Origin of the sequence: Pseudomonas machongensis (assembly GCF_034961125.1) — a bacterium.
Taxonomy (GTDB): Bacteria; Pseudomonadota; Gammaproteobacteria; order Pseudomonadales; family Pseudomonadaceae; genus Aquipseudomonas; species Aquipseudomonas machongensis.
The window spans coordinates 21,724-41,716 of record NZ_JAYFUI010000186.1 but is presented as its reverse complement, the minus strand read 5'-3'; the positions used below and the strand labels follow the sequence as shown (position 1 = coordinate 41,716).

Genomic DNA, 19,993 nt, shown 5'->3' with positions numbered 1-19,993 from the left:
GGTTTTTTCATGGATTCGGATTTATCCTGACAAACCATCTCCCTCGGGCGATCAGCCGCAGTTGGCGCGGATGACCTTGCCCTGCTCGTCGACGTTCAGGTTCAAACGATCGGAACGGTATTCCAGGGTGACGACATCATGGGGCTTGAGGATGCGAGCGGTCTGCGCGCCAGTTGCCTTGCGGGCCTGCTCGAGCAGCTCGGGCGTGCCCTGCTTGCCGACAGCGAAATCGGCACCACCGGCGCTGCAACGGCCATCGCCACCAGCAGGGGTCGCCGGCGCGGCGCTGCCGCCATCAGACGAGCCACCGGTGCTGCAACCAGCCAGAACGGCAGCCATCAGCAAGGTCGCCAGGGAAGCGCGGGTACGAAACATGAATCCTCCTAATCGATCTCGGGAACTGTCATATGCGACCGCTCCGCTCACAGTTTGTTGCAAAACCGCTCAAGTCTGCCTGATCTCGCCCGATCAGGCCAAAAGCAATCGTGACCGGATTTTGCACCGTGGCGATTGGTTAGGGCGGGCGGCCTGCTTATGCTTAAGTCGCAGCGCAACGGCGGCAAAGGCATGATTTACTTGGCAGACGTGGAGTGCGTCTCGCCTCCCCCGCGAACGCCAGGAGCCGGTGTTCGACCCCAGGCACTAGGCACAGTCGCGAGTACCCCCATGAACACCCACAGCATAGACGCCGACATCAAGGTCAAATGGGCCGAGGGCCAGAGCGCCTACAGCCCGGGCACTCCGGAAGAATTACTGCTGATCGCCATCGACCTGCTGGTCCGTGATCGGGGCAGTGAAGCGGCCCGCAGCTTCATCGAACAAGTGTTCGAGCGCTACGCGCCGCACGCCGCTATTTCAATCGAGCCAGGCGAGCGCTGAGCAGGTCGAAGAAGCCCTGGGCGTCGCCGTTCTCGACCCACATCACGTTGGCCGGCTGCTTGAGCACGCCGTACCAGTCGGCGACAGTCTGGGCGAAGGTCGGGCCTTCGCGGCTGTCGACCGTCATGTGGATCTGCTTGCCACTGAACAGCTCTGGCTTGAGCAGGTAGGCGATGACCGTGGCGTCGTGCACCGGGCCACCGCTCATGCCGTACTTGTCCATGTCGTACTTGATGTAGGCGTTGAGAATGTCCACCACCTTCTTGCTGGCGTCGTTGCCGACAGCGGCGAGCTGCTTGAGGCGAGCGTCGCTGGTGATGATCTTGTGGGTCACGTCCAGCGGCAGGTAAGTCAGCTTGACGCCACTGGCCAACACCACTTCGGCAGCATGCGGATCGGCGTAGAGGTTGAACTCGGCCACCGGGGTGATGTTGCCGCCATTGAAGTGGGCGCCACCCATGATCACCACTTCCTTGATGCCCTTGACGATTTCCGGCTTCTGGATCAGCGCCAGAGCGAGGTTGGTCTGCGGGCCGAGCATGGCGATGGTGATGCTGTGGGGCTCGGCGGCATCGAGGGTGTCGACCAGGTACTGCACGGCATTGCCTTTGGCCAGAGGCTGCTTGGGCTCATGCACCGCGACACCCGTCAAGCCCTCCTCGCCATGGACATCTGCAGCGTAGATCGGCGTGCGCACCAGGGGGCGCCCTGCCCCGGCGTAGACTGGAATGTCTTCACGGCCGGCCCATTCGCGTGCCAGGCGTGCGTTGCGGGAGGTCTTGTCGAGGCGCACATTGCCGGCGACGGTGGTGATGGCGCGGATCTTCAACTCCTCGGGCGAGGCCATGGCCAGAAACAAGGCCACGACATCGTCGGCGCCGGGGTCAGTGTCGATGATCAGGTCCCGCGGGGCGGCGAATGCACTGGCGGCGGCCATCGTCGACATGAGCACGACTCCTTGTAGCAAACGTTTGGCTTTGTTGATCAACATCCCGCTTCACTCCTTTGCTTTTGTTGTTTGGTCTGTTTCGGGTGGGCGGGCCGGTAAAGGCGCCCTCTACCTAGAACGTGACGCCCGCGATCAACGCGATATTGCTGTAGGGCTTGCACTCCCCGGTGCGGATCACCGCCCGCGCCCGCTGGCTCAAGGCCTTGAACGCCTCGTGAGGCATGCGCTCACGCTCACCGAGCAAGCCCAGCGCATGCTGCTCCTCGACCTCCACCAGCCCGGGCGGTGCGGCGCTGAAAATCTCGTCGGCCAACACGTGCCGCTCCACCTGCATCTCGCTGAGCACCACGCGCAGCACGCTGGCAAAATCCGGAATGCCCGGCGTCAATGCCAGGTCGATCAATTCCACCCCTGGCGGCACCGGCAGCCCGGCATCGCCGATCACCAGGATGTCGCCATGCCCCAAGCCGGCAATGGTGCGCGACAGGGCGATATTGAGCAGCGCGGTCTTCTTCATGGCGCCAACTCCTTGAGGAAGGGAATGGATGGCTGCGCCCCTGCACGGGTGACCGAGATGGCTGCAGCGCGCTGCCCCCGCACGATCGCCTCGCCCTCCTCCAGCCCACAGGCAAGCCCAGCCGCGAAGCCGCCGACGAAAGTGTCGCCTGCAGCCGTGGTGTCCAGCGGCTTGACCTTGGTCGCCGGGAAATGACGGCTGCCATGCTCGCTGACGAACAATGCACCTTCAGCGCCCAGGGTGACGATCACCTTGCCCGCGCCCCATTCGCGCAGGCGCTCGGCGGCACAGCGAGCACTGTCGATATCGTTCACCGGCAGGCCGGTCAAGGCCTCGGCCTCGCTCTCGTTGGGGATGAGGTAGTCGATATGGGCGAACCACGCTCTGGGCAGCGGGTCCGTCGCTGGGGCCGGGTTGAGAATGACCGTCTTGCCCAGCTCGCGACCGCGAGCCAGAGTCCACGCCACGGTGGCAGGTGGCACCTCGAGCTGGCAGATGATCACCTCGGCGTTCTGCAGCAACGCATCGAAGCGCTGCACCGACTCGGGGGTCAACAGGCCATTGCCGCCCGGGATGATGACGATGGCGTTCTGGCTGGCGGCATCCACCACGATCAACGCCACGCCACTGGACACGCCCGCGCAGACGCCCACCGCCTGGCAATCGATATTTTCGCTCTCCAGGGCCTGGCGCAACTGCTGGCCATAGGCGTCATCGCCGACATTGCCGACCATGGCCACGCTCGCCCCCAGGCGCGCGGCAGCGACGGCCTGGTTGGCACCCTTGCCGCCGGGCACGGTGAAAAAACTGTCGCCGGCGAGGGTTTCGCCGCCACGCGGCAGACGCTCGGCACGGGCCACCAGGTCCATGTTGAGGCTGCCGACCACTACGACCTTGGCATGCATGGGTCTTCCTTAGCGGTAATCATTGAACAGGTCCGGGCGCGGCCCGGTGGATTCGCGCAGCACGATACGCGGCGCGACGATACGTTGCTGCGCCGTATCGCGGCGCGGTGTGGCGATGCGCGACAGCAGCAACTGCGCAGCGCTGTCGCCCAGCTCGCGGATCGACTGGCCGACAGTGGTCAGCGGCGGATACACATAGCGGCTCAGCTCGATGTCATCGAAACCGATTACCGATAGCTGACCAGGGACGTCGATATTGCGCTCGGCCGCAGCACGCAACACACCGAAGCCGATCATGTCGTTGCCCGCAAAGATCGCCGTCGGCGGCCTGTCTTCGAGCAACTGCGCAGCCGCTGCGTGCCCACCAGGGCTGGTAAAGTCGCTATGCAGCACGCGATCGGCGGCCACGTCCAGTCCGGCCTCGGCCATGGCGCGACGAAAACCGGTAACACGCAGTTGGCTGACGCCGGTCTCGGCCGGCCCCCCGATGCAGGCAATGTCGGTATGGCCGAGCTCAAGCAGGTGGCGCGTAGCCAGATAGGCCCCCAGCTCGTGATCGATACGCACAAGGTCGGCATCGACACCTTCGAGGGCTCGGTCGACGATGACCATTGGCGTGCGCACGGCAGCCAGGCTTTCGAGCAGGTCACGGTCTTCGCCCACCGAGGCGACGATCAGGCCATCAATGCGTTTTTCCAGCAGCACCCTCAGGTAGCTGCGCTGCTTCTTCGGATCATCGTCCGAATTGCACAGGATCACGCAATAACCGTTGCGCTCGCAGCCGTCCTCGATACCGCGCGCCAGCTCGGCGAAGTACGGGTTGACGCTGCTGGGCACCAGCAAGCCGATGGTCGCGGTGCTGCGCGCCTTGAGCGAGCGGGCCACGGCGCTTGGAACATAGTCCAGTTCGGCGATGGCGGCCTCGACCTTCAGCCGCACGTGCTCGCTGACCGGACGGGTCTTGTTCAATACATGGGACACGGTGGTGTAGGAAATACCCGCCAGTGCCGCGACGTCTTTGATGGTTGCCATGGGTCAGTTCCGCCGGGTCGCACGTCGGCTGCGATAGGTCTCGAGGACCACGGCGATGACGATCACAGCGCCAGTGATGATGCGCTTGGTTGGCTCGGAAGCGCCGATCTGCGCCAAGCCCGCAGCCAGTACGGAAATGATCAGCACACCGAAGAACGTGCTGATGATCGAGCCTCGCCCGCCCATCAGGCTGGTGCCGCCGATCACCACGGCGGCAATCACCTGCAACTCAAGGCCCGAGCCCGCATTCGGGTCAGCGGCCTCAAGGCGGGAAATCTGGAATAGCGCGGCCAGACCGGCCAGCAACCCCATCAGCGCAAACACGCCGATCTTGTACGGACGCGGGTCGATGCCTGCCAGGCGCACGGCCTCTTCATTGGTGCCGATGCCGATCAGGTAACGACCGAACACGGTCCGGGTCAGCACCAGCTGGGCGAGCACGATCACCAGCAAAGCGATGATGAATGCCGGGGAGATCCCGAAGGCGATCGGGTTGGAGAACCAGGAGAACGCGTCGCCGATATAGGCGGTGCGTGAATCGGTGAACTGGTAGGCCAGGCCGCGGGCCATTTCCAGCACGCCGAGCGAGACGATGAACGACGGAATGCGCCAGGCCACGGTGACCGCGCCGGTGATGCTACCGGCCAGGGCGGCGATGGCCATGCCCAGCAGCGCGGCAGGCAGCACACTCCAGCCCCAGCCGAGGATGGCGACGCTGACGGTCGAGGCGGCCAGGGCAAGTACCGAACCGACCGACAGGTCGATACCACCGATGATCAGCACGAAGGTCATGCCGACGGCCAACACCATGAGGTCGGGTATCTGGTTGGCCAGGGTGCTGAAGGTGGCGTACGAGAGGAAGTGGCTGCTCAGGAACGAGAACAGCACGATCATCGCCAGCAAGGCGCCGGCCAGCCCCAGGTAGGTGCCCAGGCCGAAATAGGTGCCGCTGCGGCGGGCCGGCGTGCTGCCGGCGGATTCGAGGGAGGGGGTCTTCATACATCCATCCTGGGAGCTGCGTCATGCAGCAGTGCGTCACGTTTCTGATAACCGGCGAAGGCGGCGGCAAGGATCTGGTCCTGGCTCCAGCGATCACGGTCGAAGGTCTCGATCAGTTGGCCAGCGGAAAGCACGGCGATGCGGTCGCAGATCAGCATCAGCTCGCGCAGGTCACTGGACACCACCACCAGGGCCTTGCCCTGGCGGGCAAGCTCGGCCAGCAACCCATAGATGTCGAACTTGGCGCCGACGTCGATGCCGCGGGTGGGTTCATCGAACATCAGCACCTGGCAATCGCGCTCCAACCAGCGACCGATCACCACCTTCTGCTGATTGCCACCAGACAGCTCGCCGACCGCCTGGGCGGGGCTCGCGCTACGGATACGCATGGCGCTGATCTGCCGCTCGGCAAGCTCACGCTCGGCAGTGGCGTCGAGGATCCCGGCCCGCGATACCGCACTCAGATTGCCCAGGGCGACATTGGCGCTGATCGAATGCGGCAGCAGCAGGCCTTCGCCCTTGCGATCCTCGGTGATCAGCGCGATACCGGCGCGCACAGCGGCTTTGGGCGAGTCGATGACCACCGGCTGCAGCGGGCGTCCGAGCTGGATGCTGCCACTGTCGGCGCGATCGGCACCGTAGATCAGCCGCAACAGCTCGGTACGCCCGGCACCGATCAGCCCGGAGATACCGAAGATCTCCCCTGCCCTGACCTCGAACGACACATCGCGCACCTTGTCGCCACGGGTCATGTGTTCGACCTTGAGCAACGGCGCACCGATTTCGCGGCGGCCAAGGTCGATGTGCTCGCCGACTTCGCGACCGACCATCAGGTTGACCAATTCGTTGCTGCTGTAGCGAGCAATCGGTTCGGCGCACACCAGCTTGCCGTCGCGCAGCACGGCGATGCGCTGCGATACACGCTGCAGCTCTTCGAGCCGGTGCGAGATATAGACGATGGCCACGCCGCGCTGGCGCAGACGTTCGATCTGCGTGAACAACAGCTCCACTTCGCGCGCAGTAAGCATCGCAGTGGGCTCGTCGAAGATCAGCACGTGGCAGTCGCCGATCAGGTTGCGGGCGATCTCGACCATCTGCTGATGGCCAATGCCCAGCTCGCCGACCGGGGTGTCCGGATCGATGGCGTCCAGCCCGACCTGGGCCATGGCCGCGGTGGCCAACTGGCGCAGGCGCTTCTGGCTGATCCAGCCGGCGCGGCTGGGCAGGTTGTCGAGGAACAGGTTCTCGGCAACGGTGAGCGTGGGCAGCAGGTTGAGCTCCTGCATCACCATGCGCACACCGAGGCGCTCAGCCTCGCTGCGACTCGCGGGGCTATAAGGCTGGCCGCGGTAGGTCATCTGCCCGGTGGTGGGGGTTTCCAGGCCACTGATGAGCTTGGACAAGGTGCTCTTGCCGGCGCCATTCTCGCCAGTCAGGGCGAGCACCTCGCCACCGCGCAGGTCTAGCGTGACATCGCCGAGAACGGGCTGGGCGTACGTCTTGCCCAGGCCGGTGACACTGAGCACGGATTCATGGGCCGACATGGCCACCTCTCTCATGGAACGCGCTGCAACTGCTTGAACTGGCGCTGACTCTGCAGGAGCGGCGAACCACCGCTGCATCGGGCTCAGCGCACTGCCAGCATCACTTGGTGATCAGTTCTACCGGTGTCTGGATGACATTGTCGGCATCGACATCAGGCTTCTCGCCCTTGACCATCTTCAGCGCCGCCTGGATACCGAACACGGCCTGCTGGCTGGCTGCCTGGTCGAGCGTGGCGAGCACACGGCCGTCCTTGAGCATCGGCTTGATGGCGTTGATGTTGTCGTAGCCGACCACCTGTACCTGGCCGGTCTTGCCGGCAGCACGCACAGCCGAGACCGCGCCCAGGGCCATGCTGTCGTTACCCGCCAGCAGCGCCTTGAGATCGGGGTATTCGTTGAGCATCGAGGCGGCAACGGCGTTGCCCTTGTCGATCTCCCAGTTGCCAGACTGCACCGAAACGATCTTCATCTGGGCAGCCTCCATCGCATCCTTGAAGCCCGCGGTGCGCTGCTGGGCGTTGGTGGTGGTCGGCACACCTTCGATGATGCCAACCTGATCGCCGGCCTTGAGCTTCTCTTTCACCAGGTAATCGCCAACCAGACGCGCGCCTTTGCGGTTGTCGGGGCCAACGAACGGCACGCTGATACCTTTGCTCTTGAGCACTTCGGGGTCGAGGCGGTTGTCGATGTTGACCACGGTGATGCCCGCGTCCATGGCCTTCTTGATCACGGGCACCAAAGCCTTGGAGTCGGCCGGAGCGATGACCAGGGCCTTGGCGCCGGTGGCGATCATCTGCTCGACGATACGGATCTGGTTGCCGGTGTCGGTTTCGTCCTTGATGCCGTTGGCGACAAGTTCAAAATCGTTGGGATGTTCTTTCTGGTAGGCCTTGGCGCCATCCTCCATGGTGCGGAAGAACTCGTTGGCCAGCGACTTCATGACCAGCGCAACCTTGGGCTTGTCCTCGGCATGGGCCTGGGACAGCGGGATGGCGAGAGACAGGGAGGAGAGAATGGCAATAGCCAGCAGACGACCTGGGAACGGCAGCTTCATGGATAACTCCGAATCTTGTGGTTTTTATCGGACCGCAAACGTTTGCGCTGCCTTACTATGGGAACAGGAACAGGTTTTGTCAAATGACTTTCCGGGGTTCCAGCTCCCGTCGTACTGCTCGGAGATTATCCGGTAAATAGTCGGAAAACCGAATAGCTTCCGTGAAGATTGTTCGGATTTCCGAATATCAAAACACCTGCAACCCGCCTTATGGGAAAGCCCGCGCTTACCATGGCAGCGCCGTAGTTGAGTGCTCCACACACCGCTGCGAGCGGGTTTGCCCGCGAAAAATCCGACTCAATTCGCCCTGCGCCGCACCACTGCCGCACCCTTGGTACGGAACCTGCCTACAACCCAGCGCGAATAAACATCTCATTTGGAAGAGAGAAGAAAAAAAACCATGAACACCGCACTGAAAACCTTCGCACCGGGCGCACTCGCCCTGCTGCTTGCACTGCCAATGACCGTTTCCGCCAAGGAAGCAGAACAACAGCAGAAGCTCGCCAATGTGGTCATCCTCGCCACTGGCGGCACCATTGCCGGGGCCGGCGCCAGCGCTGCCAACAGCGCGACCTACCAAGCTGCCAAGTTGGGCATCGACAAGCTGATTGCCGGCGTGCCGGAACTGGCCGACATCGCCAATGTACGTGGCGAACAGGTGATGCAGATCGCCTCCGAAAGCATCAGCAACGACGACCTGCTCAAGCTGGCCAAACGTGTCGCAGAGCTGGCCGACAGCAAGGATGTCGACGGTATCGTCATCACCCACGGCACCGACACCCTGGAAGAGACAGCCTACTTCCTCAATCTGGTCGAGAAGACCGACAAGCCGATCGTGGTCGTCGGCTCGATGCGTCCGGGCACCGCGATGTCTGCCGACGGCATGCTCAACCTGTACAACGCCGTGGCCGTGGCTGGCGACAAGCAGTCACGTGGCAAGGGCGTACTGGTGACCATGAACGACGAGATCCAGTCCGGTCGTGACGTCAGCAAGTCGGTCAACATCAAGACCGAGGCGTTCAAGAGCGCCTGGGGGCCGATGGGCATGGTCGTGGAAGGCAAATCGTACTGGTTCCGCCTGCCGGCCAAGCGCCACACCAGCAACTCCGAGTTCGACATCAAGCAGATCAGCAGCCTGCCCCAAGTGGACATCGCCTATGGCTACGGCAACGTGACCGATACCGCTTACAAGGCCTTGGCCCAGGGTGGCGCCAAGGCGATCATCCATGCCGGCACCGGCAACGGCTCGGTGTCGTCGCGCGTAGTCCCGGCACTGCAGGAACTGCGCAAGGAAGGCGTGCAGATCATTCGTTCCTCGCACGTCAACCAGGGCGGTTTCGTGCTGCGTAACGCCGAACAGCCGGACGACAAGAATGACTGGGTCGTGGCCCATGACCTGAACCCGCAGAAGGCGCGCATCCTGGCAATGGTCGCCATGACCAAGACCCAGGACAGCAAAGAATTGCAGCGGATCTTCTGGGAATATTGATTCAGGTTTGAGTTGGAGCGGCCCTGTGCCGCTCCTGCTACAACCGCATTAGCCTTTGGATGCTTTTTGCCTGACATGCTGTTGCGAAAAAACTGACAGTGAAATACTGTACGCACATACAGCAAAATAAGGAAAGTTCCATGGCCAGCACCGCCGCAGCGCCCAGCAGTTATGAACAACTGGGCGTACGCATCCAGAAGATCATCAACAGCCCCACCGCCCAGCGCAGCCGCGCGGCGCTGATCTTCCGCCTGGAGCACGAGTCACCCGACGACTGGGAAACCCTGCTCGAAGAAATCGCCGAGAACGACAACGTCACCCTCGCCCACCGTGACGATGGCGGCATCCAGATCTTCTGGACCGTCCCCAAAGAAGACTGATCCTTCCTCCCCGCCCCACCTCTTCCACCGAAAGATGATTTGCGCTCGCCCATGAAAAAACTGCTGTCTGCCGTCGCCCTGCTCCTGTCCGCCGCCACTCCAGCGCTCGCCAACCCTCCCGCCACCTTTGCCGAAGCCAAGGTCGTGGCCAAACAGAAGATCTATCTCGACCAGGCCAGCAGCGCCATGGGTGAGCTCTACTGCGGCTGCAAATGGACCTGGGTCGGCAAATCCGGTGGCCGTATCGACCCTGCCTCCTGCGGCCTGCAAGCCCGAAAGCAGCAGACCCGCGCCGACCGCACCGAGTGGGAACACATCGTGCCGGCCTGGACCCTGGGTCATCAACGTCAATGCTGGAAGAACGGTGGCCGCGAGCACTGCGCCGACGACGACCCGGTATTCCGTGCCATGGAAGCCGACCTGTTCAACCTGTACCCGGCCGTGGGCGAGGTGAATGGCGATCGCAGCAACTTCAACTATGGCATGGCCTCGGGTGTGGGGCAGCAGTACGGCCAGTGCAAGACTCGCGTCGATTTCAACCAGCGCGCTGCCGAGCCGCGCGATGAAGTCAAAGGCCTGGTCGCCCGCACCACCTTCTATATGTTCGATCGCTATGGCCTGAACATGTCTCGCCAACAGCAACAACTACTGATGGCCTGGGACAAGCAGTATCCGGTCACCACCTGGGAGCGCGAGCGCGACCGTCGCATCGCCGGCATCATGGGGCACGCCAACCCGTTCGTGAGTGGTGAGCGGCGCTGGACAGTCGGCTACAAGACCGTCGGCGACGGTGTGGTCAGTGGCGTTGCCGACAAACCCATCAAGGCCACACCTCAGCCCACCCTGGCCAAGGCCAGCATGACGGGCACGATCATCGGCAACCAGAACAGCCACGTCTACCATCTGCCCAGCGGCTGCCCTGGCTACAATCAGGTGTCGGCCAAGAACCAGGTGAGCTTCGAGTCCGAGTCGCAAGCCCGGGCGGCCGGTTACCGCAAGGCCGGCAACTGCCGCTGAGCCTCATGAACCGGGAGCGCCTTTACGGCGCCCCGGAAGCAAGATCAGTCATGCCACCGGAATGCGAGCAGTCCGCTCGACCTGCAGCGACACGAGCTGGCTGACGTCATCCAGGCGCTGCAACTGCTCGCTGCTGAGCTTCACCTCAAGCGCCGCCAGGTTCGATTGCAACTGCGCCAGCGAGCGCGGCCCTATCAACGGCAATGTGTCGTGACTGGCGGCCCAGGCGATCGCCACCTGATCTGCCGGTACGCCAAGCTCCTGCGCCACACCTAGCAGCGCATCGAGGATCGCGCTGCGCTGCGGCGAATTCTCTGCCTGGAACACCTTGCCGCCCAGGCCCTGAGCTCGCCCGGCCTCGCCCTGGCGGTACTTGCCGGTCAGCATGCCGCCGCCCAAGGGCGAGAAAGTCATCATGCCCAACCCCAATGCTCGACAGGTCGGCAGCAGGTCCAGCTCGCATTCGCGGCGCACCAGGCTGTGTTCGAACTGTGCAGCAGCAATAGGCACGGCGCGAGCAAGCTGGGCATAGGTGGCCGCATGGGCCACACGCCAGGCAGGGAAATTGGACAGGCCGACATACAGCACCTTGCCTGATCGCGAGAGGTCTTCCAGACCACGCAGCAGCTCTTCGGTCGGGGTCACATGATCGGGGAAGTGAGCCCAGTACAGATCGACACGGTCCGTGTTCAAACGCTTGAGACTGGCCTCCAAAGAGGTGACCATGGCTTTGCGGCTATTGCCGGTGGCCAGCACGCCCGCAGTGGGCGAGGCGCCCTGGGTGAACTTGGTCGACAGCACCACCTCATCGCGGCGCCCTGCCAGCAAGCGCCCCAGATGCGTTTCAGACTCACCGAACTGATAGATGTCCGCCGTATCGATGAGATTGCCGCCAGCCTCAAGATAGGTGTCAAACATCGCCTTGCATGCATCGGGGTCGGCGCCATGACCCCAGGCGGTGCCAAAGTTGCCTGTACCCAATGCCAGCTGGGACAGTTGTAATCCGGTCTTGCCAAAGGGTGTGTAGCGCATAGATGCTCCTGAGCCGATGAATACCGTTCCAACAGGCGCCAGGGTTGATCGCCCCCGGCCAACAGAACATTTGCATATACAAATGTTGTAGGTACAATATTTCACATGAACACATCAATCAAGCCCTCCGGCTGCACAAACCTCAAACTGCGCCAATTGACGCGCATGGTCACCCGCCACTACGACCAGCACTTGGCTGCCATAGGCCTGAAGAACACCCAGTACGCCCTGCTTTCCCATGTGCTGCGGCTCGGCCCGTTGCGTCCAGGTGAGTTGGCCAAGGCCATGCAGATGGAACCTTCGACCCTGACGCGCAACATGCAACCACTGGTAGCCCAGGGCTGGCTGACCATTTCGGCAGGCGGCGACGCGCGCAGCCGTGCGGTGCAGATCACAGAGGCCGGGATAGAAAAACGCGAGGAAGGCAGTCAGGCGTGGCAGGCGGCCCAAGACTCATTGCAGGACGCGCTGGGGCTCGAGCGCATCAGCGCGCTGCATGTACTGATGGATGCGTGCATGACCACGCTCAATGACCCGGAGGCTGAAGCAACTGACTCCCTGTAGAGTCGGCCCCGTATCGTGACCAGACGCCCCCGCCAAGGGCGTGCGCTATCACGCCAGCGTCTGCAGATAGGCGCTGGCCTCTCGATAACGGCTCAGCCGGGCGATATCGGCGGGCCCCGGACATACGATTCGCGAGAGGTCACTGTTGTCGGCGAGGTCGGCCAGCTTCACTTCGCGCGCCAGCGGATCACTGCCCAGCCGCACGACGAAATCCTCGTAGCGCTCACCCTCACGCCGACTCAACGCCAGCAGCGCCGCCAGGATTTTCAGAGTGAAGCCCTCGCGGGCCAGGTCGGACAGGGTCAGCGGCGTATCCTCCAGCACATCGTGAAGCACCGCGACGATCCGCTGCTCGGGCGTCGAGACCCGCGCCATCACCCGCAGCGGATGCAGGATGTATGCGGCGCCGCCTTTGTCGATCTGCCCTTCGTGGGCTCTGGTCGCCACCACGATTGCTCGTTCCAGGCTAGACATGACCCCTCCTTTCACCCCGCACGTCGTCGCACACGCGCCATTGCAACAGCATCGACAAGGATGCCGTCACGCAAAGCATAGTCCAGTAAATGTCCTTCGACTTCAAAGCCATGGCGCTTGTACAAGATCAGTGCCGGTTCGTTGTCGCTGTATCGGGGCCTATCGAATGGTAAGGCGGGCGTGATCGGCCTCCTTGGCAGTAGAGGCCGCAGTACTGGGGGCTATGACCGAGGCTATGCAACGCCCCTGCCCGGGCGCGGGAGTATCAGCGCTTGACGCCGTGCTGAATGACGATCGAATCCGTGCCCAGGCGTGCCATGACGTCGGCCTTGCGCGCATCGGCCTCGTCCTTGGTGGGGAAAGGCCCCATCAGCACGACAGGCTTGCCGTCGCGGTATTCGACCCAGGAAGGGATGCCTTTTTCGATCAGGCGCGCGGTCATGTCGGTGAGTGCCCCCATATTGGCCCCCTGCACGACTTCGACATCCCAGCCTTCCGGCGCCGGTTCGCCAGCCAGGGCATCGGCACGGCGCTGCAGCTCGGCACCGCCGCAGATCTCACGGATACGCAGATTGTTGCCGCTATCGTCGACCAGGATCTCGTACTGGCCATCGTGCTTGATCGCCACATAGCTGCGATAGGCTTCGTACTGGCCGGCGTCATCCTTGCCGCGGACCTGGCCGCAGATCGAACCCTGAGTGTCGATCCGCACGTTGGCGAACTTGGCCGTCTTGGGATTGTGCAGGTGTTCGGCCACCTGGTTGTGCACGCCCTCGACCTCGTTCTCACAGCCAGCCAGGGCCAGCACTGCCAATACCACTGCCAGTTTGCGCACGCGTGTACCTCCAGATTCGAAGGGGCGCATTCTAGCACGAGGCACAGCACAGACCGAGGGTCAGATTGGCGCAGCAGCGGCACCTGGCCCGAGCTGGCTAACCATCAATGCTTGAGGGCATTCCTTATTCTGGAAAGAAAATTCGGCTTTCGCCCAGGCTGAGCAACGGTCGTCACCGGTCTTCGCGGAAGGCCACGTGCAGGTGCAGTCAAGTGCGGCACTGGCGGGAGTTGCGCCTCGACTTCGGATCGACGCGCCATGTGCAGATCGCCTTCTCTCCCTTTGTAGATATCCATGACTGCATTGTATTTAAACTCGGCCAGCGCCTTGGCCTGCTGCCGCTTCGCGAGGACCTTGCGATCACCGATTTCATAGATTATTTGATTGGCCTCTGCGTACAACTGGTCCACCCACTGAAAGCCCGTCTGCTCGACATCCCGCAACTGCCCATTGGCCTGAAACATTTCCAGCAGCAGGGCCGGCCTGTTTTCATTGAATGAAGAAGCGAGTTCTTCAAGACCTTGCGCCCAATGCGATTTGAGGAAAGCCAATACCGCCCGCCCCCTTTCTGCCCGATCATTGATTTTCCAGAATTCATTGACCTTGGCCATATACGCATGAGGATCACTGAACATTGTCATTCGCCAGTCCAGTGACGCAGTGCTTCCATGCGAGGTTATTCGCGGTCTGTTGTTCTCAACGCCTGCCGCATAACCTGGCGGCGTTCGGTAATGCCCAGTTTCCGTCGTAATGCCCACCCCATCATAAACCCCGACGAAATCAGGAAACCCCCGCTCACCCTGCGGCCGAATGGACATATGCCTGTTCATCGTCGACACATAGGCGTTATCTCCCCAGATGGCGATAGCCCACGGCGGAGCTGAATCAAGTTGCTCACCCCACGGGACGAAGCCCAAGGCATTGTGGTCCACATCGGTCATGACATCAGCCAGAAATGCCGATAGCACCGGGTAAACGGGTTCTAATCCCTGTTGATCCTTTAGCGTGACGGGGTTGTTGCGAACCATGCGATACAGGTTCAGCCCATCCACGACACCAGCAGGGTCAGCGCTCAACCAGCGCCCGAGCCAAGGCTGGTAGTACCGCAACCCGTAATAGTACAACCCGGTGGCGTCACACTCCTTTCCGGAGTAGCGCAAGGTCTTGTAATCCGCCTCCACCTCGCTACGTGCCGTCCACACCGCAGTACCGCCATAGGGGTAATACTCTTCCTGGCTGATGACCTCGCCCTGCTCATCCAGCTCCAGCTGACTGCTGCCCAACAGGTCGTCGAAGCTGTAGCGCAGCGTGTCACCGGTCAACCCATCGGGCCAATGCAGCAAGCGCGCCTGACCTCGCCCGGCACTGCCCACGGCAACCACTTCAAGCGCCTTCTGCGCGGCGCCGTCGAAAGCCTGGTTGCGCAGCTCGAGCCCAGGCAAGTACAAGACCCGGCGCTCCTGGATACCGTCACCGATTTGCCGGGAAGTGACTTTCAACAGGCGCCTGCCAGCCCCGTCGTAGCGGTAATGCTCACTATCATCAATCGTGCTGCGGGCGACCTGCACCACGCGCCCCAGTTCGCCACGCGGATTCCAGTGCAAAGGCTGGCCAGCCTGTAACCACAGCGCGTGACCAGCGCCGTCGAACATCCGCTCGACATCACCCGGATCAAGGCCCTCTTGCCAGCGCACAGCACGATTGCCATGGGGGGAGACCAGCAGGTCCGTAGTGTAGCTGTTGCCACTGCCCGGCGCGCTGTGACGGATTTGCGTCAAGTTGCCGCCCCTGTCGTACTTGTAGTCGCGCTGATAACGGGTAAACGCCTCGGGGCCACTCGGCAACGGCACTACCGCCGACGGAACACCCACCCCCTGCTGCCCATGCGCCGCCAATTCCCGACCACACGCCTGCACCAGCTGGTAAAGGCTGTCGTAGATGAAGGTGTTCTGTGCCAACACTTTTTGGTTACGCCAGAACCGAGTAGCCTGCGCAGCGTTGTCTACACTGGCCACTTTGCCCACGGGGTCATAGACGTAGCGCAGGTATTGCAGCAATCGGCCCCCTGCCGGATGTCCGTCTGGGCGTTCCGTCTTGATGGCTGACACACGTTGCGTCTGCGCTTCATATAGATAGTGGGTCAGCACGCCATTGCCATGTAGTTCCCGCTGCTTCTGCCCCACGGCTGTCCAGGTCAATGCCTCAAGCACACGGCGCTCTTGCTCCTCACCGTGCACATGCACCGAACAGCTGCTCAAGCGGCCAACCACATCATACGCATGGCGCTGCCGATGCCCCCGCGCATCGGTTTGCGTCAGTGCCGCGCCGGTGGCGTCGGCGCTACAACCACTGACGTGGATGATGGGCTCCAGCTTTGCCTGCCAAGCTTGCTCATTCTCGCCAAGCCATTCAGGCCGCTCGGCATCCCTCAGCATTTGCCGGGCGACGAGCAGTGGCGTCCCCGTCAAAGCGATGCCGCACACCTGCTGCAGGCCACCCATGTCATAGTGGCGCAGGCATTCGCCCAGCAGATTGCGCGCACGCTCGACGGCACCGTCAAGCGCCCAGATCCAGCGCTCGCACACTGCACGCTCGGCGCCCTCTGCCTGTTCATCAAGTGAGTGTAATAACCCTGCAAAGGCTACCGACTGGTAATTCCAGCGACGGGTAACCCCCACGCCGCTGCGACGCATCAGTGGCCGTCCCGCGCAATCGTCCAACGCAAGCAGCGTGCCGGCATCGACACTCTGAGAACGTACCACCGCGCCGCTCAGAGCAGGCTGCAACAGCAGATTGGGTGGCGCACCTGGTGCCTCACGCCGGCTTTGGGCCAGACGCGGGTCTATGCTTTGCACATGATGGCCACGTGCATTGAAATGAAGGTGGGTTACCCGACAATCCGTTGAGTCAGGGCTATCCGGATGGCGGTGAAAACGGATATTGCGGACGATCAGGCCCCGGTTATCGGAGACGCTGACTTCAGGCGTGTACGTGTGAAGCGACGCGTTGGCACCCTGCATGGAGAGGCTCCCTTCATTGGGATCGGCGGAAGACGCCAAGCAGCCTCACACATGCCGCTACCTACTCCCTGGCGATGTTCTCGAACCATTCAATGCGAGATTAGCCATCCCTGAGAGAGCTGCCACCTCAAAGGGCGAAAATGAGAAAGGGCGCCCCCTTTCGGGACGCCCTTTTCAGATTTGGTAGGCACAATTGGACTCGAACCAACGACCCCCACCATGTCAAGGTGGTGCTCTAACCAACTGAGCTATGTGCCTGTCGTGTGGTGCGCATATTAGTGATCGAATGCACACCTGTAAAGCGTTTTTTCTCAAAAAAATCAAAAACTTTGCAGGCTGGAGCTATGCCCGGACGCAAAAAAGGGCGACCCTTGCGGATCGCCCCTTTTCTTCGATTTGGTAGGCACAATTGGACTCGAACCAACGACCCCCACCATGTCAAGGTGGTGTCTGGATGGCTCATAAATCATTGATTCAAATGAAATTAGCGCACTGGATAATAGCAACGAAAATTTGGAAAATAGCCTATAACAATCAATAAGTTAGCAAGGGGTTTTGCAAACAGATCTGCGTAAAGAATATTCCACGCGCCGTCGGCGCCACAAAACCGACCAAAAAATTGCAGCCGCGGGTGGCTCGGCCCAAACTGGATGTGATCTTCTCTGGTATCGCCCATTTCAGTTGAGCGCACGGCTATGGATCCCGAGGTCATACATATTCCAGAGTTGGCCCAGCTACTCAGCCGCTCCGAGGCATCAATCCGGTCTGCACGACAGGCGAATGCTGCCTGGCTACCACCCTCCTTTCTACAGGGCGGCCGCGTCTGTTGGAGGGTTGCCACAGTGCGAAAATTTCTCGAGGAATGGGAGGCGGGCATCCATACTCCAGCGAAACCCGGTAGAAAGCGAAGGACTCCTCCCACGCTCACTAGCATTCGCTAGCTGATGCTAGTTTTCGATCAGTCCGATCGTCAGATGCCACGCAGCCTCTGGTACGTTGAAGTGCAAGCGCAGCTCCGATAGCATCTTGCCACTTACTGGTTCGCAGAGATCGACATGGAAGCCTTCTCCAACACCATCACGAAAAGATTAGGTCTCCTGGTCCTAGGGCTAGGGGTAATCGTGTTGATATGTGGCCTCTACGCAATGGGTGGCTCGCACATGAGAGCTCAGAAATTTTTCGAGTCTTGGTTTGAGGTCGTGTTGTGGGATCGAAATGCAGTCAGGCGCAATCCGGCTGTATTGTACGGCAGCTATATGGTACTGGCCGGCCTACTGCTATCAATCCTTTACGACAAGGTTACGGGAAGACTGGTCAACTGGATCTTGACAGGCAACGTCAGCGTCCCTGAAAGGAATCAGCCGTAGCAACATTAACCAGGACGAGCATCCGGATCAGGAGTACACCGCGCAGCAGCTGGCCGAGATCGGGATCAGCGTGCTGGGAAAGGTGTTCTGGTACTCGGTCCTCCTTTAACCCACAACAAATGACCGGCTGCCCGACGAGGAGAAGGTCATTCAGCAAGACTTGCAGGAAGCATCAAGCATGAAAGAACCGGTGGTCGTTGATAGCGCAGCATCCTTCCTGGAGGTCATCTCCTCTATAAGCGAGAACGTTACGCTGCCTATTTTCAAGGGGTGGCCAAGCTTTCACGTTGAAATCGAAGGTGATCGCTATCGGGGGACAATGACCCCGAAACTGATGCTAGGCTTCGTTGAATTTCACGAGCAACTACTTCGAGCGTATGCTGAGATCCGTTATGGATCTCCAGCCCTTACAAGGCTGACATCGGCAGAGAAGGCGGAGCTGGACCTCGTCTTCCAGATATCCAAAGGCTGCACGGACGGAAAGGCCTCCCTCGATGAAGTCATCAATAAGCTGCTTGCGGCGTTACCTATGAGCAAAATGACCGGAGCCCAGGTGGCAACGTTCCTGATCGTTGCCGTGCTCTCTTTCGCTGGCTATCACGTTTTCTCCGAATGGAACTCAGGCGACCTGGAGAAAGCGCGATTAGCAGCGTCCCAGGCCCAAAGCGACTCGAATGCCAGGATCGCTGAAAAGCTTGCCGACGTAATCGCTGGCGGATCCATGACCACGGAAGCTGCGCGTGTGCGCGACCGTGCGAGCGAGGGTTATCGCGCAATTGTCAGCGCTGCTCCAGATGCTGATTCGATGGAAATTCAAGGACACCATTACAACGCTGATGAACTGGAGCATATTCGCGCTCAGGAGCCGAAAGACCGGGTTAGATCTGAGCGAAGAGAGGATCTTCAGGTTGAGATGGTCAAGCGCAATCAGGACTATCTGTCCTTGACCCTTCGGCTTCCCGGCGAAGAGTACACGTTCCCAGGTCGTGTTGAACTATCAACGTTTGATCCGGATAAAATTGACCGACTTTTCGATGCCATCAAGCACAACAAGCCCGTCCGCCTCTTCCACTTCTCTGTCATGGAAAACGGCAGAATCCTGCGCACGGCTGTACTAGCCGTCGACGACATCACCTCACCCAGGTAGCTGATGCCCGCCTCGGCGGGCTTTTTCATGCCTAAATAGGACACCTTCAAGGGTCAAGTGGTGCAGCGGATGAGTAATGAAAAGGAAAGCAGCGATAGCTTCTGGTCTAGGTACAAAGAAGCGGAACGAATCACGACCGCACTCAAAGGGCCATGCCCTCCTCCGCCTATGCCGAACGATGCCATTCTGGGAGGACTTGCTGGTGGCTTCCCTGCCATGCTCGCGCTCGGACTTGCTGGTGTATATGGCGATCGCTTTGAGTACATCACCCTGGCTGTAGCTGGTATATCAGGAGGATCGGCGTATCTCGTAAAGCATCTAGCGTATAGAGGTTGGCACCGTGAGCTAGAGCACCAGCTTCGCCAAACCACACCCCGTGACGCGGAATACCTGCCATGAACCGGTGCTCTGAACCACTCCTTGCTGACACATAAGGTCTAGACTGAGGGCAATTCATCGCTGGTACGGGTAGGGTTAACTATGATTTCAGCCGAGAATGATCGCTTCCTTCGCCTCAAAGAGGTGATGAGGATAACAGGGCTTGGTAGGAACACAATCTACACCAGGATGCGCGACGGGACGTTTCCCCGGCAGGTCCACTTAGGGCCAAAGTCAGTAGCTTGGCTTCAGTCGGCGATTTCGCAATGGATGGAATCGGTAGTGGAAGGCAGCTCGTCGGCTCATCAGATCAGGCCGTGAATTCGGGGTATGGTTTCTCTGGACGCCGCGAGAATATTCAACCAACCCGGCCACGCTCGCTGCAAGGACGTCACGGACTCGCGGCGTCCC

20 protein-coding genes and 1 tRNA gene are annotated in these 19,993 nt (G+C 61.0%); 8 read left to right on the top strand and 13 right to left on the bottom strand.

Annotated features, from left to right (window positions below; genetic code table 11):
- Window positions 1–51 precede the first annotated feature (51 nt).
- Window positions 52–375, bottom strand: a complete 324-nt coding sequence (locus VA602_RS18285) for an I78 family peptidase inhibitor (protein ID WP_054892053.1) — start codon at window positions 373–375, stop codon at window positions 52–54.
- A gap of 291 nt (window positions 376–666) precedes the next feature.
- On the opposite strand from VA602_RS18285, the gene VA602_RS18280 reads away from it, so the two are divergent.
- Window positions 667–879, top strand: a complete 213-nt coding sequence (locus VA602_RS18280) for a hypothetical protein (RefSeq protein WP_063545310.1) — start codon at window positions 667–669, stop codon at window positions 877–879.
- Here the strand turns inward: VA602_RS18280 and VA602_RS18275 are convergent.
- The 7 genes from VA602_RS18275 to VA602_RS18245 form a co-directional block, all read right to left on the bottom strand.
- On the bottom strand, window positions 851–1,816 hold the full coding sequence (locus VA602_RS18275; protein WP_323453978.1) for a nucleoside hydrolase: 966 nt from the start codon (window positions 1,814–1,816) through the stop codon (window positions 851–853). The two genes, VA602_RS18280 and VA602_RS18275, sit on opposite strands and share 29 nt — an antisense overlap.
- Before the next feature lie 124 nt (window positions 1,817–1,940).
- Window positions 1,941–2,345, bottom strand: coding sequence for a D-ribose pyranase (gene rbsD / locus VA602_RS18270; protein WP_054892055.1), 405 nt, complete (start codon window positions 2,343–2,345; stop codon window positions 1,941–1,943).
- Window positions 2,342–3,250, bottom strand: coding sequence for a ribokinase (rbsK, locus tag VA602_RS18265; protein ID WP_153772780.1), 909 nt, complete (start codon window positions 3,248–3,250; stop codon window positions 2,342–2,344). Before rbsK ends, rbsD begins: the two co-directional genes overlap by 4 nt.
- Before the next feature lie 9 nt (window positions 3,251–3,259).
- Window positions 3,260–4,282 carry a LacI family DNA-binding transcriptional regulator gene (locus VA602_RS18260; RefSeq protein WP_063545313.1) on the bottom strand — a complete coding sequence of 341 codons (1,023 nt, stop codon included), beginning with the start codon at window positions 4,280–4,282 and terminating at the stop codon, window positions 3,260–3,262.
- Between the two features lie 3 nt (window positions 4,283–4,285).
- Window positions 4,286–5,281, bottom strand: coding sequence for an ABC transporter permease (locus tag VA602_RS18255; RefSeq protein ID WP_323453900.1), 996 nt, complete (start codon window positions 5,279–5,281; stop codon window positions 4,286–4,288).
- Complete coding sequence (locus VA602_RS18250) at window positions 5,278–6,831, bottom strand: sugar ABC transporter ATP-binding protein (RefSeq protein WP_323453977.1); 1,554 nt, start codon at window positions 6,829–6,831, stop codon at window positions 5,278–5,280. The genes VA602_RS18255 and VA602_RS18250 overlap by 4 nt, the downstream gene beginning before the upstream one ends.
- Window positions 6,832–6,925: 94 nt before the next feature.
- Window positions 6,926–7,879: a sugar ABC transporter substrate-binding protein gene (locus VA602_RS18245; RefSeq protein ID WP_054892060.1), complete on the bottom strand. Its 954-nt coding sequence runs from the start codon at window positions 7,877–7,879 to the stop codon at window positions 6,926–6,928.
- Window positions 7,880–8,279: 400 nt separating this feature from the next.
- Here VA602_RS18245 and VA602_RS18240 point away from each other — a divergent pair, with 400 nt between their 5' ends.
- The 3 genes from VA602_RS18240 (at window position 8,280) to VA602_RS18230 (ending at window position 10,765) form a co-directional block, all read left to right on the top strand.
- Window positions 8,280–9,368 carry an asparaginase gene (locus VA602_RS18240; protein ID WP_054892061.1) on the top strand — a complete coding sequence of 363 codons (1,089 nt, stop codon included), beginning with the start codon at window positions 8,280–8,282 and terminating at the stop codon, window positions 9,366–9,368.
- A gap of 140 nt (window positions 9,369–9,508) precedes the next feature.
- On the top strand, window positions 9,509–9,748 hold the full coding sequence (locus VA602_RS18235) for a DUF1654 domain-containing protein (RefSeq protein ID WP_054892062.1): 240 nt from the start codon (window positions 9,509–9,511) through the stop codon (window positions 9,746–9,748).
- Window positions 9,749–9,799: 51 nt separating this feature from the next.
- On the top strand, window positions 9,800–10,765 hold the full coding sequence (locus VA602_RS18230; RefSeq protein WP_323453899.1) for an endonuclease: 966 nt from the start codon (window positions 9,800–9,802) through the stop codon (window positions 10,763–10,765).
- 48 nt (window positions 10,766–10,813) lie between these two features.
- On the opposite strand, the gene VA602_RS18225 is transcribed toward VA602_RS18230, so the two are convergent.
- Entirely contained in the window at window positions 10,814–11,797 is a 984-nt protein-coding gene (locus VA602_RS18225) for an aldo/keto reductase (RefSeq protein WP_323453898.1), read from the bottom strand.
- 105 nt (window positions 11,798–11,902) lie between these two features.
- On the opposite strand from VA602_RS18225, the gene VA602_RS18220 reads away from it, so the two are divergent.
- On the top strand, window positions 11,903–12,361 hold the full coding sequence (locus VA602_RS18220; RefSeq protein WP_323453897.1) for a MarR family winged helix-turn-helix transcriptional regulator: 459 nt from the start codon (window positions 11,903–11,905) through the stop codon (window positions 12,359–12,361).
- A 48-nt stretch (window positions 12,362–12,409) separates the two neighbouring features.
- On the opposite strand, the gene VA602_RS18215 is transcribed toward VA602_RS18220, so the two are convergent.
- The 4 genes from VA602_RS18215 to VA602_RS18195 form a co-directional block, all read right to left on the bottom strand.
- Window positions 12,410–12,835 carry a GTP pyrophosphokinase gene (locus VA602_RS18215; protein ID WP_323453896.1) on the bottom strand — a complete coding sequence of 142 codons (426 nt, stop codon included), beginning with the start codon at window positions 12,833–12,835 and terminating at the stop codon, window positions 12,410–12,412.
- A gap of 265 nt (window positions 12,836–13,100) precedes the next feature.
- Complete coding sequence (locus VA602_RS18205; RefSeq protein WP_323453895.1) at window positions 13,101–13,670, bottom strand: SPOR domain-containing protein; 570 nt, start codon at window positions 13,668–13,670, stop codon at window positions 13,101–13,103.
- Window positions 13,671–13,774: 104 nt separating this feature from the next.
- The gene (locus VA602_RS18200) at window positions 13,775–16,690 is read right to left on the bottom strand and encodes an RHS repeat domain-containing protein (RefSeq protein WP_323453894.1); all 2,916 of its coding nucleotides are present in this window, start codon (window positions 16,688–16,690) and stop codon (window positions 13,775–13,777) included.
- Between the two features lie 181 nt (window positions 16,691–16,871).
- A tRNA-Val gene (locus tag VA602_RS18195) sits at window positions 16,872–16,948 on the bottom strand.
- A gap of 437 nt (window positions 16,949–17,385) precedes the next feature.
- Here VA602_RS18195 and VA602_RS18190 point away from each other — a divergent pair.
- From VA602_RS18190 to VA602_RS18180, 3 genes are all read left to right on the top strand, one after another.
- Window positions 17,386–17,631, top strand: a complete 246-nt coding sequence (locus tag VA602_RS18190) for a hypothetical protein (RefSeq protein WP_323453893.1) — start codon at window positions 17,386–17,388, stop codon at window positions 17,629–17,631.
- A 604-nt stretch (window positions 17,632–18,235) separates the two neighbouring features.
- Window positions 18,236–19,204, top strand: coding sequence for a hypothetical protein (locus VA602_RS18185; protein ID WP_323453892.1), 969 nt, complete (start codon window positions 18,236–18,238; stop codon window positions 19,202–19,204).
- A 480-nt stretch (window positions 19,205–19,684) separates the two neighbouring features.
- Window positions 19,685–19,903 (top strand): helix-turn-helix transcriptional regulator, encoded by a 219-nt coding sequence (locus VA602_RS18180; RefSeq protein ID WP_323453891.1) that lies wholly within the window; start codon window positions 19,685–19,687, stop codon window positions 19,901–19,903.
- The last annotated feature ends 90 nt before the right edge of the window (window positions 19,904–19,993 follow it).

Excerpts from the sequence above, each read along its gene's own strand:
- VA602_RS18245 (WP_054892060.1), bottom strand. The coding sequence starts at position 7,879 with ATGAAGCTGCCGTTCCCAGGTCGTCTGCTGGCTATTGCCATTCTCTCC.
- rbsD (WP_054892055.1), bottom strand. The coding sequence starts at position 2,345 with ATGAAGAAGACCGCGCTGCTCAATATCGCCCTGTCGCGCACCATTGCC.
- rbsK (WP_153772780.1), bottom strand. The coding sequence starts at position 3,250 with ATGCATGCCAAGGTCGTAGTGGTCGGCAGCCTCAACATGGACCTGGTG.
- VA602_RS18255 (WP_323453900.1), bottom strand. The coding sequence starts at position 5,281 with ATGAAGACCCCCTCCCTCGAATCCGCCGGCAGCACGCCGGCCCGCCGC.
- VA602_RS18200 (WP_323453894.1), bottom strand. The coding sequence starts at position 16,690 with ATGCAGGGTGCCAACGCGTCGCTTCACACGTACACGCCTGAAGTCAGC.
- VA602_RS18280 (WP_063545310.1), top strand. The coding sequence starts at position 667 with ATGAACACCCACAGCATAGACGCCGACATCAAGGTCAAATGGGCCGAG.
- VA602_RS18185 (WP_323453892.1), top strand. The coding sequence starts at position 18,236 with ATGAAAGAACCGGTGGTCGTTGATAGCGCAGCATCCTTCCTGGAGGTC.
- VA602_RS18285 (WP_054892053.1), bottom strand. The coding sequence starts at position 375 with ATGTTTCGTACCCGCGCTTCCCTGGCGACCTTGCTGATGGCTGCCGTT.
- VA602_RS18230 (WP_323453899.1), top strand. The coding sequence starts at position 9,800 with ATGAAAAAACTGCTGTCTGCCGTCGCCCTGCTCCTGTCCGCCGCCACT.
- VA602_RS18215 (WP_323453896.1), bottom strand. The coding sequence starts at position 12,835 with ATGTCTAGCCTGGAACGAGCAATCGTGGTGGCGACCAGAGCCCACGAA.
- VA602_RS18190 (WP_323453893.1), top strand. The coding sequence starts at position 17,386 with ATGGATCCCGAGGTCATACATATTCCAGAGTTGGCCCAGCTACTCAGC.
- VA602_RS18180 (WP_323453891.1), top strand. The coding sequence starts at position 19,685 with ATGATTTCAGCCGAGAATGATCGCTTCCTTCGCCTCAAAGAGGTGATG.
- VA602_RS18220 (WP_323453897.1), top strand. The coding sequence starts at position 11,903 with ATGAACACATCAATCAAGCCCTCCGGCTGCACAAACCTCAAACTGCGC.
- VA602_RS18240 (WP_054892061.1), top strand. The coding sequence starts at position 8,280 with ATGAACACCGCACTGAAAACCTTCGCACCGGGCGCACTCGCCCTGCTG.
- VA602_RS18235 (WP_054892062.1), top strand. The coding sequence starts at position 9,509 with ATGGCCAGCACCGCCGCAGCGCCCAGCAGTTATGAACAACTGGGCGTA.
- VA602_RS18275 (WP_323453978.1), bottom strand. The coding sequence starts at position 1,816 with ATGGCCGCCGCCAGTGCATTCGCCGCCCCGCGGGACCTGATCATCGAC.
- VA602_RS18225 (WP_323453898.1), bottom strand. The coding sequence starts at position 11,797 with ATGCGCTACACACCCTTTGGCAAGACCGGATTACAACTGTCCCAGCTG.
- VA602_RS18260 (WP_063545313.1), bottom strand. The coding sequence starts at position 4,282 with ATGGCAACCATCAAAGACGTCGCGGCACTGGCGGGTATTTCCTACACC.